A 16,341-nucleotide genomic window follows, 5' to 3' on the forward strand; every position below is an offset into this window, starting at 1 on the left:
TTAACCAAGGGGGTATGGGGTCTTCGTCAGGGGGCGTCACCCCTTAATAAAGGGGGTGTAGGGGCTTCGATAAGGGGTAAAATTTATTACATAAAAATTAAGAACACAAAAAAAGACTGCCCGTTTCCAGACAGCCTTTTCTCAAAGTTTAATTGAGTTGGTTGTTAGTTTTTAATGAATCTCTTAGAGGTTTCTCCGATTTGTATGATATAAGCTCCTTTAATAAGTGCGCTTACATCTACGGAGCCTCTTTCAAGTTTTCCTGAGTTAATTAGTTTTCCACCCATATCGAAGATTTTGTAATCTTCATTCGTCGTATTAGAAATATTCAAGATATCTTTTGCAGGATTTGGATATAATTTAATATCCGTCATCAGATTTTTGATGTCTGAAACTTCACCTCTTCCGGATGAAACAATATTTAAGGTATAATCTTCCACCTGTCCGTAGGTGTATGATCCACAAGAAGAAGTAGGTACAGAACTGTACTGCATCATGACTCTCATTCTTGTATTTCCAACGGTTGCAGTTGAAGGAATCGTTATAGATCCTGTTGCCGGAGTTGTGGTAGATCCTGTTTTAGACCAAGCCAGTTCTCCGCTGTCTGTAAAATCACCATCACCATTGTAATCAATATATACAGCATAAGCTTCGCTATAAACCGTAGATGTCCAAACCGGAGTCACAGAAATTGTATAAGCTGAACCTCTTGTCACGTTAGTTGAAATGGCTGTAAAGTTTTCATAACCGCCAGTTCCCGTTGAAGTATTATTGATGGTACCGAATGAAACATTTCCTATTCTTTCATCACCAGTATTTGTTGCTGTTGCTGAACAATAACTAACCGTACTTCCCGCAAGCGTCGTTACAGATACGGTATTGCTTGAAGATGAAATATTTCCTGCCGCATCTTTTGCTCTTACAGAGAAACTATACGTTGTAGAAGGCGATAAACTTGTTACAGTGTATGAAGCTGAAGCTGTAGAGCCTATTAATGAGCTCCCTTGATAAACGTCGTAACCTGTAACTGCTACATTGTCTGTTGCTCCTGACCAAGAAAGATTTGTGCTTGTAGAGGTAGTCCCTGAAGCTACCAGTGTAGGTGCCGTAGGAGCAATCGGATCTCCTCCTGAACCTGCATTTACAGTAATATTTGCATTATTTACATCAAAGAAAATATGGTTTGATCCTTTTACCATGATTCTTCCTGTAGTTGTTGAAGTATTTGGAATGGTTACCGCCTGAGTTCCGTCGTTTGGAGTTCCTGCCAGTAGAGTAGTCCACGTTGTTCCTGAGTTGGTAGACCAAAGAATATCTACATTGGCAGCATTTACGCCGTTGGCTGTAGTTCCTGCAACATTCCAGGTTACGGTCTGAGGAGTTCCGCCTGTATATGTTGTTGCTGAGTTTTGAGAGCTTACACTGAAAGGTCCCGCCGTTCCGTTCACAGTAATTACTGCGTCGTCGGAATTATTTCCCGAACCTCCGGCTCTGTTGTCACGGGCGGTAAATCTGAAGTTGTACGTTCTTGCTACATTAGATAAAGCCTCAACCGTAATTTCTGAGCCTGCCGTTGTTGTTGCACCTGCTAAAACAGAAGCCATTCTTGGGAAATATCTTACAGGAGTTGTCTGCGGCGTCCAGGATCTGAAAGTCGGTCCTGTAGCTTTGGTAGCGCTTGCTGCTGAGCTCGCACCTGTTTGGGAAGAAGAGGCATTATCCATTTGTTCCCAGATATAGGTTAAAGAATCTCCGTTGGCATCCGTGCCCGTTCCTGTTAACATAAACGGTGTTCCTTTCGGAATGGTATAATCTAAACCTGCACTCGCTGTCGGAATTGAATTTCCTGTATTGGTGCTTACCGGGCAGGTTTTAGCTTTAATATTATTAGTAATCTGCTGAATACTTACGGCGTGGAAAAATGCATCTGAATGCGGCTGAATATCCTGAGCCGTAATTCCTGCATATCCCATGATTGTTGAGCCTGAACCGGGTTCCATATTAACGCCCGTTCCTTCATTGCTGTTTGAGAACGTATGGTTTCCGCCGAATTGATGACCCATTTCGTGTGCTACATAATCAATATCGAAATTATCTCCTGAAGGAATAGCATCTGCCGGAGAAGTATAGCCGCTTCCTTTTGATCCGTTGGTACAAACGCAACCGATACATCCTGCATTCCCACCACCTCCGGAAGCTCCGAATAAGTGCCCAATATCGTAATTCGCTTCACCAATTACAGAGGTTAACGTTGATTGTAACTGAGAATTCCAGCTGCTCATTCCTGAAGCTGCAGAATAAGGATCAGTAGAAGCGTTGGTGTAAATTACCGCATCATTATTGGCAATTAAAACCATTCTCGCAGAAAAATCTTTTTCAAAAACTCCGTTTACACGGGTCATGGTGTTGTTCATTGCGGCTAAAGCGTTGGCTTTTGTTCCTCCGAAATAAGCGGTGTATTCTCCTGTGGAAGATAATGCCAATCTAAATGTTCTTAGTTTAGCATCATCCGCATTAGGTCTTGCTACAAGATTGCTTGTATTTGAAACTCCTTTTTGTGCAACATCAATTACAGTACATTCAAATTTATTAAGATCATCTTTTTTATCTGATTTTTTGTAAACGACGTAGGTGGAAAGATCTTTTGTATAAGGCTCAATGAAAACGGCAGATTTATCACCATAAATTTCCATTGAAGATAAACCAAGTGGCGAAATACTGAAATAAACAGTAGAGTTGGAGTCTCCGAAGCTTTCGCCTACATACGATTTGATATCCGGATATTTTGCAGCTAATTGAGGGTCGAAATTGGAATTTTCTCTTACCTTGAAGTTTTCCAGTTTTCCTTCAGAATTTGGAAATGAGATAATAATTTCCGATTTTTCTCCTGCAGCTAATCTTTTTGGAGCTTTTGCCAAAGCGTTTTTTAATCCATTAATGTCCAGATTATAAATCTTCGGATTGTTGATAGAAGATTTGTTTTCAAAAATTTCTGAAGTACTTTTTCTTGAACCTTCAGACCAAAGTCGATCGGTCTGAGCGAAAGAAATGCCGGATACGAAAAGCATTCCAATCACTAATAGTTGTTTTTTCATATATAATCTATTTGATTGTGGAATATCAAAGCTAATAAAAATTATATTACGAAAAACAAAATTTTTTAAGAAAATTTTTGATTATTATTGTAAATAATTATGCAATGCATTGAGTATGATTGAATTTTTACTTTTCCAAAAATGAAAATAGCACCCGCAAAACACGAGTACTATTCACTTATTGATGATATAATTCTAAATTTCTTGAGAAATATTATTTTGTAATATCTCTACCGATTACTAATCTTTGAATTTCAGAAGTACCTTCTCCTATTGTACAAAGTTTAGAATCTCTGTAGAATTTCTCGGCAGGAAAGTCTTTTGTATATCCGTAACCTCCGAAAATTTGAACAGCATTGTTTGAAATTCTTACACAAGCTTCAGAAGCGTACAGTTTTGCCATTGCTCCTTCTCTTGTCATTTTTTGCTTAGCATTTTTCAAAGTTGCTGCTCTTTGGATCAATAATTCTGATGCATCGATTTCTGTTGCCATATCTGCCAACATAAAATTAATTGCCTGGAATTCTGAAATTGATTTTCCGAACTGTTGTCTTTCTTTAGCATATTTTAAAGCAGCTTTGTAAGCTCCTCTTGCTGTTCCTAAACTTAAAGCAGCGATAGAGATTCTGCCTCCGTCCAGGATTTTCATAGCCTGTTTGAAACCTTCTCCAACTTCCCCTAATCTGTGAGAATCGGGAACACGAACGCTGTCGAAGATTAATTCTGCCGTTTCGGAAGCTCTCATTCCTAATTTGTTCTCTTTTTTACCGGAAGAAAAACCAGGCATACCTTTTTCTAAGACAAAAGCTGTCGAGTTATTTTTAGCACCGATTTCTCCTGTTCTTGTCATTACAACCGCAATATCTCCTGAAATAGCGTGAGTGATGAAGTTTTTAGCACCGCTAATAATCCAGTCTTCACCGTCTCTTACCGCAGTTGTAGACATTCCTCCTGAATCTGAACCGGTATTGTGTTCTGTTAATCCCCAAGCTCCGATTACTTTACCTGAAGCTAACTGAGGAAGCCATCTCTGTCTTTGTTCTTCGTTTCCGAATTCGTAAATATGATTGGTACACAGTGAATTGTGTGCTGCTACAGAAAGCCCGATGGAAGGATCTACCTGAGAAATCTCATCCAAGATCGTAACATATTCATGATACCCAAGACCAGAACCACCATATTGTTCAGGAATAACGATTCCCATGAAACCCATTTCTCCTAACTCATGAAATAAGTCTTTAGGAAAAGTCTGACTTTCATCCCATTCCATAATATTAGGTCTAATATTCTTCTCAGCAAATTCTCTTGCCGTTTCCGCTATCATTTTGATATTGTCAATAGTCTCTGTATTCATATAGATAAATAGTTAGTGCCCAAAGATAACCAAATTGGCGGAACGTCCAAAAAAATTATTTGAACCATAGGGTTTTAAGACGCAAGGAATTAATTTTCAATTTTTTACCGGTTGATATTTAACTATTTTTTAATCACATCTTCAGAACTTTGATGAGATTAATTTACTATTTTAGTCCCCCAATTTTTAAAGTATGAAAAAATTTCTCCTACCTATAATTTTAATCTCATCATTTATTTCTGCCCAGATTCCGGCAGGATATTATGATGGAACAACGGGTTTGACGGGCTACGCCCTGAAATCAAAACTTCATGATATTATCGCAGCGAAGAATATTAACTGGAATTACGGTGATCTGCAGAATCTTTTTAACCAGACCGATTTAGACCGGTATTACGATCACGATACAACAAATACTACCATATTATTAGATATCTATTCTGAAAAACCGGATGGACCTGATTCTTACGAGTATACAAGTTCTCAAATGATTGGAAGCGCTGGAGCAGAAGGTTTGGGATGGAACAGAGAACATATGATTCCTCAAAGTACATTCAGTACAAGTTCTAGCATTAGTGATTATCCTATGTATTCTGATCTGAATTTCTTAATTCCGGCAGATGCAAGAATTAATCAGTTAAGAAATAACTATCCGTACGGAATTGGGGGGAATACCAATTTTTATAATTTTACCAATACTTCGAGAATGAGCAACGCTGCCATTCCGAATTATCCTTATACCGGAAGGGTATACGAGCCGATTAATGAATTTAAAGGAGATATTGCAAGAACGTTATTATATTTTGTTGTAAGATATGAAGGGAAATTAGGCTCGTTTAATACAGCTTACAGTACTTCTTCAACAATTACTTCGGCTACGGATCAGTGTCCGTTTGATGGTACAGAAGAAAGAGCTGTAGATTTACCGTATATTGAAATGCTGAAACAGTGGAGTACTTCAGATCCTGTTTCGCAAAGGGAAATTGACAGGAATAATGCGGTTTATTCCATCCAGAAAAACAGAAATCCTTTTATAGATCATCCGGAGTGGATCAATATGATCTGGTCTGAAACTCCAGATACAATGGCACCTTTAGTGCCGTCTTCATTGGTTTCCACTCAGCAGAATGCGCATTTTGTTAATCTAAGCTGGTCGCCAAGTTCGGATACGGATATTTTAGGATACAGAATTTATGTAAATGGTTCGATAACACCTGTTGCAACTACAAAAAATACATCCATTAGTATTGATCACTTAGATCCGTCTACTACGTATAATTTTACGGTTAAATCTTTTGACAAGGGATATCTGGAATCTCCGCAAAGCAATACCGTAACAGCGACCACTCTGGCTTCGGATTCTTATACTTCAGACTTGATGATTGTAAAGTATATTGAAGGAACAGGAAACAACAAAGCACTGGAAATTGTAAATAAAACAGGGCATGAGGTTAACTTAAATAATTACAGAATCAATATTCAGCTTTACAATAATACCAGCGGAAATTATTACTCTGCTGATACATATGAACTGGAAGGTAAAGTTGGGAATAATGAAAGTGTTGTTATTTTGAATCCAAATGCCACTCTTTCATGCTATACAAATGATCAGGCAAGATTTGTTACGGCTTCTGATCCGATGACGTTTTCGGGAAGTCAATATCTTGAGCTGGCTTATAATAAAACAGTTGCTGTAGATGCCATTGGTGCGAAATTCACTTCCAACTCCAATGCAAATGTGTCATTATACAGGAAAAATACGACAACGCAGCCTAATTCTACATTCAATATTTCGGAATGGGATTCTTACACAGTCGATTATTGCCAGAATTTGGGAACTTTATCAACTTATGACGCTGTTCTTGCTCAAAATAATGAGTTTAAAATTTACCCAAACCCTGTAAATGAGAATATCTTCGTTACTGGAAAAACCGAAAATGTGAAATCTGCACAGATTTTAGATTTTTCAGGAAAGGTAATTTATACTGAGAAAAATCCATTTAAAAATAAGAAAAATATTTCCGTTCAGAGTTTAACGGCAGGTTCTTATCTGTTGAAACTGGATGATAAAACTTATCAGTTTATAAAAAAATAAATCAGAAATAAATTTTAGGATGAAGCAAAAATATCCTGAAATCAATCATTTACAACATCATTGATATAAGCAGATTCATTAATATTCATTATCTATAAGTGTATCTGCTTATATTTTTTATTTATAAGTAATTATGCTTATATTTGCAAAATGATAGCGGTCATTACCGGAGATATTATAAATTCACAACAAGCGGAAACAGAAGTTTGGATTACCAAGCTTAAAAATCTTCTCGACAATTGGGGAAGCGCTCCTCAAACATGGGAAATCTACAGAGGTGATGAGTTTCAGTTTAAATGTAATATCGATGAGGTTTTCTGGCGTTTCTTAGCTATAAAATCATTAATAAAAAGTCATGAAAATTTAGATGTAAGAATTGCCATCGGTATTGGTGAGGAAAATTTTTCATCTGAAAAAATCACAGAATCCAACGGAACAGCGTATGTCCATTCCGGAAGATTACTGAACGACCTAAAGAACGACGGACACACCGTTTCTATCAAAACCTCCAACGATTCTGTTGACAGAGATTTAAATATTTTGTTAAAATGGTCTTCAAAAGATTTCGATAACTGGACGGTGGCAACTTCGGAAATTATCCATGAAATGATTATGTTTCAGGATATTACTCAGGAAGATCTTGCCAAAAGATTTGCTATTTCACAATCATCTGTAAGCCAGAGATTGAAACGTGCAAACTACGAGCTTATCGTGGAAACTAACCAATATTTTAAAAAGAAAATTTCCGAACTGTAAGCATGATTTTCATTCAACTCATATTGGCACATCTACTCGGAGATTTTATTCTTCAGCCAAATTCTTGGGTTGCAGAGAAAGAAAGCAAAAAACTGAAGAGCAAATATTTGTACCTTCATGTTTTGATTCACACGGTTTTAAGTTTTATTTTCCTTTGGAATCTTCAACTTTGGTGGGTCGCTGTTTTGGTGGGAATTTCACATTTTATTATTGATGCTTGTAAGTTAAGTTTTCAGACTAATAAAAATAAAAAGAACTGGTTTTTTATTGATCAGGCTCTTCATGTTTTGATTATCGTGGGAGTTTCTTTTTATTTCAATGAATTTAATTTTGAATTTTTAAGAGATCAGAGAATTTTAAAAATAGTCATGGCAGCTTTGTTTTTAACAGCACCGGCTTCCATTTTTATCAAGATATTATTGTCTTCATGGACACCCGTTCCCGAGACAACAGGAAATATACAAACCGAATCTTTATCAAGTGCCGGAAAATATATTGGTATTTTAGAGCGTTTACTGGTATTCACTTTAATTTTGGTGAATCACTGGGAAGGCGTGGGTTTTATGGTGGCTGCAAAATCTGTTTTCAGGTTCAGCGATCTTGCGCAGGCAAAACAGAGAAAACTGACCGAATATGTATTGATTGGAACGCTCTTAAGTTTTGGACTGGCAGTTTTAACAGGAATTTTAAGTAAGTAAAATAATATAAATCTAATAAAAAGTAATTTTAAAAATGGAAAAGTTAGAAATGTTGTACGAAGGTAAAGCGAAACAAGTATTTGCTACCGATAATCCTAATGAAGTAGTGGTGCGTTTCAAAGACGATGCTACAGCATTTAATGCTCAAAAAAGAGGTTCTGTTGATTTAAAAGGTGAAATGAACAACGCGATCACCACTCTTATTTTTGAATATTTGAATGAAAAAGGGATTAAAACTCATTTCATCAAACAATTAGACGAAAGAGAGCAATTGGTAAAGAAAGTATCAATTATTCCTTTGGAAATGGTGGTAAGAAACTATTCTGCGGGAAGTATGGCTCAGAGATTAGGAGTGGAAGAAGGAATTAAATCTCCGGTAACCATCTTCGATATCTGCTACAAAAAAGACGAGTTGGGAGATCCGCTTATCAACGATCACCACGCTGTTTTCTTAGGAGCTGCAACATACGAAGAGCTTGATGAAATGTATGAATTAACTTCAGACATCAACGAAATCTTGATCGATCTTTTCGACAAAATGAATATCATCTTAGTTGATTTCAAAATCGAATTGGGAAAAACGGCAGACGGTGAAATTATCCTGGCAGACGAAATTTCTCCTGATACTTGCAGACTTTGGGATAAAGATACTATGAAGAAGTTGGATAAAGACAGATTCAGAAGAGATCTTGGAGAAGTTACTGAGGCTTACGTGGAGATCTACAATAGATTGAAAGTTGCTCTTGGCAAGTAAACTTGAGAAGTTAGAGTTTAGATATTAGAAGTGAGTATGAAATCGCACCGGATAGAAGATCTTAAAGTTTGGAGTAAATCAATGACTTTAGTAAAAGAAGTTTATCTGGTTACTGCGGAATTACCAATTGAAGAAAAATTTGGTTTACTATCTCAAATCAGAAGATGTGCAGTTTCAATACCTTCAAATATTGCAGAAGGAGCAGGAAGAAATAATAAAAATGAATTTTATCAATTTCTTGGGATTGCGTTTGGATCAACCTATGAATTGCAAACACAATTACAGCTATTAATAGATTTAAATTTTATTTCCGAAACTAAAATAGTTCCTATCAAAGAACTTTTAGCTGAGATACAGAAAATGATTTATTCATTAAAGACAAGTTTAAAATTATAATTGAAGTTAACTTAGACTAATTTCTAACATCTAATAGCTAACTTCTAATTTAGAAAAAATAGAAATGAAAAGTTTAGACATTCATAAAAGTGAATATTTAAAACAATTTGAAACTCAAACCTACGGAAGAAATCTTTTCAGAACGCAGGAAGAAGAAAGGCTGGATGCTCCGAACGAGGAGTGCGGTATCTTCGGAATGTACTCTGATGATGATTTAGACACGTTTTCTCTTTCGCAGTTCGGGCTTTTTGCGCTTCAGCACAGGGGTCAGGAGGCATGCGGTATTTCTGTTTTAAAAGACGGGAAAATTACCAATATGAAAGACGAAGGATTGGTTTTAGATGTTTATAAAGAGATCCATGATCCTGAAACTTTTATGGGAAATTCTGCAATCGGGCACACTCGTTACACGACTGCAGGAGACAAAAAGAAGTATAATTTTCAGCCATTTTTCGCCAAAAACGAATATGACCAGATTATCCTTTCTATAGCGCATAACGGTAACCTTACCAATGCAAAAGAATTAAAAGCCGAACTGGAAGCTGAAGGTGTGGTGTTCAGAGCGACTTCTGATTCTGAAGTGATTTTAAGATTAATTCAAAAAAATCTTGATTTAGGTCTTCGTGGTGCTATTAAAGCAACAATGGAGAAAATTGAAGGTGCTTATTCTGTAGTAGGAATGACAAGAAATAAGTTTTTTGCGTTCAGAGATTTTAACGGGATCAGACCGTTGGTTTTGGGAGCAATCAGCGAAAATTCTTACGTTGTTGCCTCTGAATCTGTGGCTTTAGATGCTGTCGGAGCGCAGTATGTTCGTGATATTTTACCTGGAGAAATCATTTATACCAATGAAAACGAGCCGGGAAAATTGAATTCTTACATGGTAAATGAGCAGAAAGGAAAGCAAAGAATCTGTTCTTTTGAATATATTTATTTTGCAAGACCAGACTCAACATTAGAAAATATCAATGTTTACGAAATCAGAGAAAAATCTGGGGAGAAAATCTGGGAACAGGCTCCTGTAGAAGCTGATTTGGTAATTGGAGTTCCGGATTCCGGAGTTCCCGCTGCGATTGGTTTTTCTAAGGCTTCGGGAATTCCTTTCCGTCCGGTTTTGATTAAAAACAGATACATCGGAAGAAGTTTTATCGTACCGACTCAGGAGATGAGAGAAAGGGTAGTGAACCTTAAACTGAACCCGATTATTTCTGAAATCAAAGGAAAAAGAGTAGTAATCATCGACGATTCAATCGTTCGTGGGACAACTTCTAAGAGATTGGTTAAGATTCTGAAAGAAGCAGGGGTAAAAGAAATTCACTTCAGAAGTGTTTCTCCGCCAATTATTGCGCCTTGTTATTTGGGAATTGATACACCGTCGAAAGACGATTTGATTTCTGCAAACATGACAACAGAAGAACTTAGAGATTATTTAGGAGTAGATTCTTTAGAATTTTTAAGCACAGAAAATTTAAAAGTAATTTTAGGTTCCTCTAATCACTGTTTCGGATGTTTTACAGAAGAATATCCGGTAGAAAAAGGAGAGGAAATAGAATTATTCAGTTAATTATAATGCAAACATAAAGACGAAAAGGTCAGATTCCATAATGAAATCTGACCTTTTTTATTGAAATTAAGATTTTTTTTATGAACTAGAATTTGTAATACAAACCTCCTTGGAATGTATTATTTCTGTTTTTATTCCCATCGTTTTGAAGAGAAGTATTACCATTCGTGTTACTGTCTTTTTTGTTAATATCAGTAAATCCGGCAACATATCTAGCACTAACACCAAAGTTTGGAGTAATATCATATCCTAAACCAAGACCTACACCCATATTAAATCCTGAAAAATAATCCTTAACATCACCAGATTCTGATGTTGTAGTAGTTGTAGATCCATTTACAGTAGTTGTACTAGCATCTTTAGTTTTTGCACTAATTAAGAATCCAAATTCAGGACCTGCTTCCACATAAAATGCAGGTGTTGCTCTAAATTGAAGCATTAAAGGAACTGTAACATAATCTAAATTCAATGTTGCAGAACTTTTTGAAGTGAAATTATTTCCTAAAACTGTACCACTTACGCTATTAGTAACTTTTGATCCCATTTGAGAATACATTACCTCAGGTTGAAAACTGAACATTTCTGAAACTGGAATATTTGCAAAAACACCTCCCGCAAATCCTACTTTAGATTTAGCATCCTCATATCCATCTTTTGAAATTGATGATACATTTATTCCAGCTTTGATACCGAATTGTACAGGGCTTGTAGATGACATATTCGAACTTGAAGTCGTTGTCTGAGCAAATGCTAATGAGCTAGCGGTAACTGCAATTCCTAAAATTAACTTTTTCATAATTTAATTTTTTAAGTATTATTCTTTCTTGTTTTAAATTTTACTACTTGTCAAGTTTTTCATTTGACGTAGAGTTTCTTTCAAATTGCTTGCCAAAAATAATTTTTATGATTAAAATCAATAAAAAATCGCCTATGAAATAAGCGATCTAATTGTTTTTATACTTGAAAATCAATTATTGACTAATTAAATAAAGATGAAATGAAAAGAGTGAAAATTTCCCGATTTCAAATTAAAAAATAGGTATTTTATGAAAAAATTAGATAGAAATAAGCTAAGCATCGTTTAGTTTTCTGTAAAAATTCAGAGATTCAGTAATGTTTTTTTGATGGCATTGATGGTCGAATGTACAAGAACCGATTCCTGAAAGTAGAGAAAAATTGATTTTACTGTCAACATTCTTTTTATCGTTTAATAAAAGTTCAAAAATATCTTCATCCTTAAAATCACTGATATCTAAATAAGGATAATACTTTTGAATATTCTCTATAATGATCGTGGAATCTGCTTCTGAGATCAAACCTTCTAAATAAGCAAGATGCGCCTCAGCAATCATTCCCATTGCTACCGCTTCGCCGTGCAAAATAGGATTTCCCTGACTTAAGCATAAACTTTCAACTGCATGACCTATTGTATGACCGAAATTCAAGGTTTTACGGATATTTTTTTCATGAAAATCCTGTTCTACAACATTTTGCTTAATATCCATTGAAGTCTGGATGTGAGGAATTACGCCTTCAATATCTAGTTTATGAATTTGCGTTAAGTTTTCCCAGTGTGCTTTGTCAGCAATTAATCCATGTTTCAGCATTTCTGCAAAGCCGCTTCTCAATTCTTTAAAAGGAAGCGTTTCTAAAAATTTAGGATAGACAAAAATCTGTTCCGGAAAACTGAAAGTTCCCACCATATTTTTATAATGCATCAGATCAATCCCCGTTTTTCCACCAATGGAAGCATCACACATCGATAGCAGGGTAGTAGGAATATTAATAAACTGAATCCCTCTCTTATAAGTAGAAGCCACAAAACCGCCCATATCCGTAATGACCCCGCCACCAAGATTAATCACCAATGCTTTTCTGTCTGCCTGCATTTCAGTTAGAATTTCCCAAAGTTGATTGGCAGTCTGAATATTCTTCATTTCCTCGCCTGGCTCTATTTCCAGAATTTCAAAACCCAGATCCGTCTCCATATTTCCTAAAAGTGTCGGAAGACAATATTCATGTGTATTTTCATCAACCAAAATAAATATTTTGCTAAAAGATTTTTCGTGTAAAAAGTCATTTAATTGAGAAAAATTATCATCTACTATTGTTATCATTTTCAGATTTTCTTTAAAGTTATATTTAAACTATCTTGCAAAGTTATGATTCTTAATTTTTAACTCGTTATTAAATTAACTATCTTTGCACAAATATTTAGCATGAGCAGAGACAATAATTCAGGAAGACCAAAGAAACCAAGAAGTTCAACAAGAAATAATTCTGATGATTCTCGCGCTTCAAAATCTGGAAATTCCGGATCAAAGCCTTTTAAAAAGTCTTTTCCTAAAGCAGGAGAAAGAAATTCTGACAGCAGAGGATCTAATACAAGATTCGAAAAGAAACCTTTTACAAGAAGTGAAAGAGATTCTGATGGCGCTAATAATTCTGATACCAGAAGAAGCGACAATAGTTACCAAGCCCGTATGGATAAGAAGTTTGGAAAAACTGAACAGGAGTCTTTTATTACCAGTAAAGGTGAGGAAAAAAGATCGTTCGGAAATTCCGGTCCAAAAAGAGGAGGTAGCAGACCTGTAAGTGGCGGAATTAGAAATAAAGACGAAAGAGGAAGTTTAAAATACGGAAAAAGACCATCTAATGGTGACGAAAGAACCGATAAAACAAGATCTTTCGTACAGAAAAGAAGATTAGAAAAAATAGATAAGGATGTGCATAAAGATACCATCCGTCTTAATAAATTTATTGCCAATTCAGGAATTTGCAGCAGAAGAGAAGCTGACGAATTAATCACCCAAGGTTTAGTAGAAGTAAACGGAAAAGTGGTAACTGAAATGGGTTATCAGGTACAAAAAGTAGATAAAGTAGTTTTCGACGGACAAAATATCACACCGGAAAAACCTGTTTACGTTCTTTTAAATAAGCCCAAAGGATATATTTCTACGACTAAAGATGACAAAGCAAGAAAAACTGTAATGGATTTGGTGGCAAACGCTTCTCCTTACCGTGTTTTCCCTGTCGGAAGATTAGATCGTTCTACAACCGGAGTTATTCTGTTAACAAACGACGGACACATGACCAAAAAACTGACGCATCCATCTTTTGACGCTAAGAAAATTTATCATGTAACGCTGGATAAGAAATTGACCAATGAAGATTTAAAGCTTATCGCTGAAGGAATTCGTTTGGACGAAGGAGTAGCGGAAGTAGATCAGATTTCCTTCATTGAAGGAAAACCGAGAAATGAAGTTGGAATTGAAATTCACATTGGCTGGAATCGTGTGATCAGAAGAATTTTCCAAAGATTGGGATACGAAGTGGAAGCTCTTGACAGAGTAATGTTTGCGGGATTAACAAAGAAAAATATTAAAAGAGGTCACTGGAGAATTCTTTCAGAACTGGAAGTGAATAATCTTAAAATGCTTTAATTAAATTTAGAGTTTTAAAGCTAATAATTTTAAGTTAAAAATAAAAAGACGTTGAATTAATTTTCAACGTCTTTTTTATGAACAAGGCTTTAAGTTATCAAAAATTACCCCAAAACAGTCACCCCTTTCTGTATCATTTCATAAATCGCATCTCTGCCATTGTCGGGTTTTACATTAACAGCACGTGTTCCGTTAAAGTGAAGGCAAGTAACATAACCATTCGCAACAGCGTCTGTACAAGTAAATTTCACACAGTAATCCATTGCCAATCCTACGATTTCCACTAACTGAATATCATTATATTTTAAGAAATCATCCAAACCTGTTTTCATAAAGTGATTATTATCCTGAAAACCGCTGTACGCATCAATTTCAGTATTTTTTCCTTTCTGTATAATGTGGGTTACTTTGTCTCTGTTCAGATCTTTATGAAAATCTGCTCCAAAAGTTCCCTGAATACAGTGATCCGGCCACATAAACTGTGGAACTCCGTTTAAAATAATACTCTCTCCAACATTTCTGCCATTGTTGCTGGCAAAACTTTTATGATTTGCAGGATGCCAATCCTGAGTTAAAACAATTTGGTCGTACTCATTTTCTTCCATCAGAGCATTGATGTACGGGATTACCTCATTTGCTCCCGGCACTGCCAATGCACCGCCTTCACAAAAATCATTCTGTACATCTACGATTATTAACGCTTTTTTCATATTTTGATTTCTCGAATTTTTGATAAATTTATAAAAACTTTTATTCAAAAAAGTATCCAAAATTAAATTATCGGACAAATCGGCATTGTATAAATAGATTTCGATTGATGTTTAGTTTTACATATGAAATCTCAATACCTTATCTTTGCACAAATAAGTATTTTTATGTCATTTGAATCGTTAGGATTATCACACAATATTATTCGTTCTGTCAACAAATTAGGATATTTGAAGCCATTTCCGATTCAGGAGCAGGCTGTTCCTGTCATCTTGCAGGGAAAAGATCTGATGGGAATTGCACAGACAGGTTCAGGAAAAACTGCTTGTTTTGTAATGCCAATCTTAGAAAAATTACAAAATGCGGAGGTTAAAAAAGATCGTAATGTTCAGGTTTTAATATTGGTTCCGACGAGAGAGTTAGCAATTCAGATTGATGAAGTTTTCAGGGCTTTTACAGATAATTTAAAGCGTGAAATCCGCACAATGGCAGTTTATGGCGGAGTTTCTATTAATCCGCAGATGAAAGGAATGTTTGGGGTAGAAGTTCTCATTGCGACACCGGGTCGTTTATTGGATCTAATTGATCATAATGCATTGAGTATTTCGGGAATCCAACATTTGGTAGTTGATGAAGCAGATAAAATGTTTCAGCTAGGTTTTGGCGAAGAAATGAATAAGCTTTTCGCAATGATGCCAGTTGTAAAACAGACAACTTTATTTTCAGCGACTCTAAATGATAAAGTTTCTGAAATGAAGGAACGCTTATCCATCAATCCCACGATTATTGAAATCAAAAAGGAAGAAGTTGAAATTGATAATATCGAACAATTAGCATATCATGTTTCTCCTGAAGATAAAGGTCCGTTTTTGCGTTATTTAATTAAAGAAAAGAAAGTTGAAAAAGCTTTAATCTTTGTTTCATCAACAAGATCTGCAGATAATTTGGTTGAAAAATTAAAGAAAAATAAAATAAAAGCGGTTGCCATTCACAGTCAGAAATCTCAGGGTGCCCGTAGAAATAATTTAGAGGAATTTAAAGTAAACGGCGCTCAGATTTTGGTTGCAACAGATTTAATTGGTCGTGGAATTCACATTGAATCGTTACCCTGTGTGATCAATTATGAATTGCCACGTTCACCTTTAGATTACATTCACCGCATCGGTAGAACGGGGCGTGCTGGCGAAAAAGGAACAGCGATTAATATTCTGACGGATGATGAATTGCAGCATTTCAGAGTGATTCAGAAGAAAATGGGGAAGAAAATAACTTTACAAAGAACCGAAGGAATTGATTTACATGGTTATTAATATTTAGAAATAAAATAATAAAGGCTTCAATTTGAATTAATTGGAGCTTTTTTAATTGTACGATATCTAGTTAATTACGATTAATATTTTTTCATATATAAATTCTCAGATTTTTAATAAATTTACAAAAACTAATATCTAAAAATTGTCTTAAAAATCTCTAATAAA

13 protein-coding genes are annotated in these 16,341 nt (G+C 35.5%); 8 read left to right on the forward strand and 5 right to left on the reverse strand.

Annotated features, from left to right (window positions below):
* Positions 1-164: 164 nt before the first annotated feature.
* A complete protein-coding gene (locus ASG22_RS16295; protein WP_055987038.1) occupies positions 165-3,095 on the reverse strand; it encodes a reprolysin-like metallopeptidase in 2,931 nt (976 codons plus the stop codon).
* A gap of 214 nt (positions 3,096-3,309) precedes the next feature.
* Entirely contained in the window at positions 3,310-4,449 is a 1,140-nt protein-coding gene (locus tag ASG22_RS16300) for an acyl-CoA dehydrogenase family protein (RefSeq protein ID WP_055987040.1), read from the reverse strand.
* A gap of 193 nt (positions 4,450-4,642) precedes the next feature.
* Between ASG22_RS16300 and ASG22_RS16305 the strand changes: the two genes are divergently transcribed.
* The 6 genes from ASG22_RS16305 to purF all read left to right on the forward strand — a co-directional run bounded on the left by ASG22_RS16305 (position 4,643) and on the right by purF (position 10,712).
* Positions 4,643-6,544 carry an endonuclease gene (locus tag ASG22_RS16305; RefSeq protein ID WP_055987042.1) on the forward strand — a complete coding sequence of 634 codons (1,902 nt, stop codon included), beginning with the start codon at positions 4,643-4,645 and terminating at the stop codon, positions 6,542-6,544.
* 150 nt (positions 6,545-6,694) lie between these two features.
* On the forward strand, positions 6,695-7,300 hold the full coding sequence (locus ASG22_RS16310; protein WP_055987044.1) for a SatD family protein: 606 nt from the start codon (positions 6,695-6,697) through the stop codon (positions 7,298-7,300).
* Between the two features lie 2 nt (positions 7,301-7,302).
* The gene (locus tag ASG22_RS16315) at positions 7,303-7,998 is read left to right on the forward strand and encodes a DUF3307 domain-containing protein (protein WP_055987046.1); all 696 of its coding nucleotides are present in this window, start codon (positions 7,303-7,305) and stop codon (positions 7,996-7,998) included.
* A gap of 34 nt (positions 7,999-8,032) precedes the next feature.
* Positions 8,033-8,752, forward strand: a complete 720-nt coding sequence (gene purC, locus ASG22_RS16320) for a phosphoribosylaminoimidazolesuccinocarboxamide synthase (RefSeq protein ID WP_055987048.1) — start codon at positions 8,033-8,035, stop codon at positions 8,750-8,752.
* A gap of 36 nt (positions 8,753-8,788) precedes the next feature.
* Positions 8,789-9,148 carry a four helix bundle protein gene (locus tag ASG22_RS16325; protein ID WP_055987049.1) on the forward strand — a complete coding sequence of 120 codons (360 nt, stop codon included), beginning with the start codon at positions 8,789-8,791 and terminating at the stop codon, positions 9,146-9,148.
* Positions 9,149-9,212: 64 nt separating this feature from the next.
* Complete coding sequence (gene purF, locus ASG22_RS16330) at positions 9,213-10,712, forward strand: amidophosphoribosyltransferase (protein WP_055987052.1); 1,500 nt, start codon at positions 9,213-9,215, stop codon at positions 10,710-10,712.
* A gap of 85 nt (positions 10,713-10,797) precedes the next feature.
* On the opposite strand, the gene ASG22_RS16335 is transcribed toward purF, so the two are convergent.
* The gene (locus tag ASG22_RS16335) at positions 10,798-11,508 is read right to left on the reverse strand and encodes a porin family protein (RefSeq protein ID WP_055987053.1); all 711 of its coding nucleotides are present in this window, start codon (positions 11,506-11,508) and stop codon (positions 10,798-10,800) included.
* A 274-nt stretch (positions 11,509-11,782) separates the two neighbouring features.
* Positions 11,783-12,829, reverse strand: coding sequence for a 3-dehydroquinate synthase (gene aroB / locus ASG22_RS16340; protein ID WP_055987055.1), 1,047 nt, complete (start codon positions 12,827-12,829; stop codon positions 11,783-11,785).
* A 366-nt stretch (positions 12,830-13,195) separates the two neighbouring features.
* Here aroB and ASG22_RS16345 point away from each other — a divergent pair, with 366 nt between their 5' ends.
* Entirely contained in the window at positions 13,196-14,155 is a 960-nt protein-coding gene (locus tag ASG22_RS16345) for a pseudouridine synthase (protein ID WP_082505038.1), read from the forward strand.
* 104 nt (positions 14,156-14,259) lie between these two features.
* Here the strand turns inward: ASG22_RS16345 and pncA are convergent, their stop codons facing one another.
* The gene (gene pncA, locus ASG22_RS16350; RefSeq protein ID WP_055987369.1) at positions 14,260-14,865 is read right to left on the reverse strand and encodes a bifunctional nicotinamidase/pyrazinamidase; all 606 of its coding nucleotides are present in this window, start codon (positions 14,863-14,865) and stop codon (positions 14,260-14,262) included.
* 165 nt (positions 14,866-15,030) lie between these two features.
* Between pncA and ASG22_RS16355 the strand changes: the two genes are divergently transcribed.
* Positions 15,031-16,173, forward strand: a complete 1,143-nt coding sequence (locus tag ASG22_RS16355) for a DEAD/DEAH box helicase (RefSeq protein WP_055987057.1) — start codon at positions 15,031-15,033, stop codon at positions 16,171-16,173.
* Positions 16,174-16,341 lie beyond the last annotated feature (168 nt).

The sequence above is a fragment of the Chryseobacterium sp. Leaf405 genome (assembly GCF_001425355.1).
Taxonomy (GTDB): Bacteria; Bacteroidota; Bacteroidia; order Flavobacteriales; family Weeksellaceae; genus Chryseobacterium.

Excerpts from the sequence above, each read along its gene's own strand:
- pncA (WP_055987369.1), bottom strand. The coding sequence starts at position 14,865 with ATGAAAAAAGCGTTAATAATCGTAGATGTACAGAATGATTTTTGTGAA.
- ASG22_RS16315 (WP_055987046.1), top strand. The coding sequence starts at position 7,303 with ATGATTTTCATTCAACTCATATTGGCACATCTACTCGGAGATTTTATT.
- aroB (WP_055987055.1), bottom strand. The coding sequence starts at position 12,829 with ATGATAACAATAGTAGATGATAATTTTTCTCAATTAAATGACTTTTTA.
- ASG22_RS16325 (WP_055987049.1), top strand. The coding sequence starts at position 8,789 with ATGAAATCGCACCGGATAGAAGATCTTAAAGTTTGGAGTAAATCAATG.
- purC (WP_055987048.1), top strand. The coding sequence starts at position 8,033 with ATGGAAAAGTTAGAAATGTTGTACGAAGGTAAAGCGAAACAAGTATTT.
- ASG22_RS16335 (WP_055987053.1), bottom strand. The coding sequence starts at position 11,508 with ATGAAAAAGTTAATTTTAGGAATTGCAGTTACCGCTAGCTCATTAGCA.
- ASG22_RS16295 (WP_055987038.1), bottom strand. The coding sequence starts at position 3,095 with ATGAAAAAACAACTATTAGTGATTGGAATGCTTTTCGTATCCGGCATT.
- purF (WP_055987052.1), top strand. The coding sequence starts at position 9,213 with ATGAAAAGTTTAGACATTCATAAAAGTGAATATTTAAAACAATTTGAA.
- ASG22_RS16305 (WP_055987042.1), top strand. The coding sequence starts at position 4,643 with ATGAAAAAATTTCTCCTACCTATAATTTTAATCTCATCATTTATTTCT.
- ASG22_RS16345 (WP_082505038.1), top strand. The coding sequence starts at position 13,196 with ATGGATAAGAAGTTTGGAAAAACTGAACAGGAGTCTTTTATTACCAGT.
- ASG22_RS16300 (WP_055987040.1), bottom strand. The coding sequence starts at position 4,449 with ATGAATACAGAGACTATTGACAATATCAAAATGATAGCGGAAACGGCA.
- ASG22_RS16310 (WP_055987044.1), top strand. The coding sequence starts at position 6,695 with ATGATAGCGGTCATTACCGGAGATATTATAAATTCACAACAAGCGGAA.
- ASG22_RS16355 (WP_055987057.1), top strand. The coding sequence starts at position 15,031 with ATGTCATTTGAATCGTTAGGATTATCACACAATATTATTCGTTCTGTC.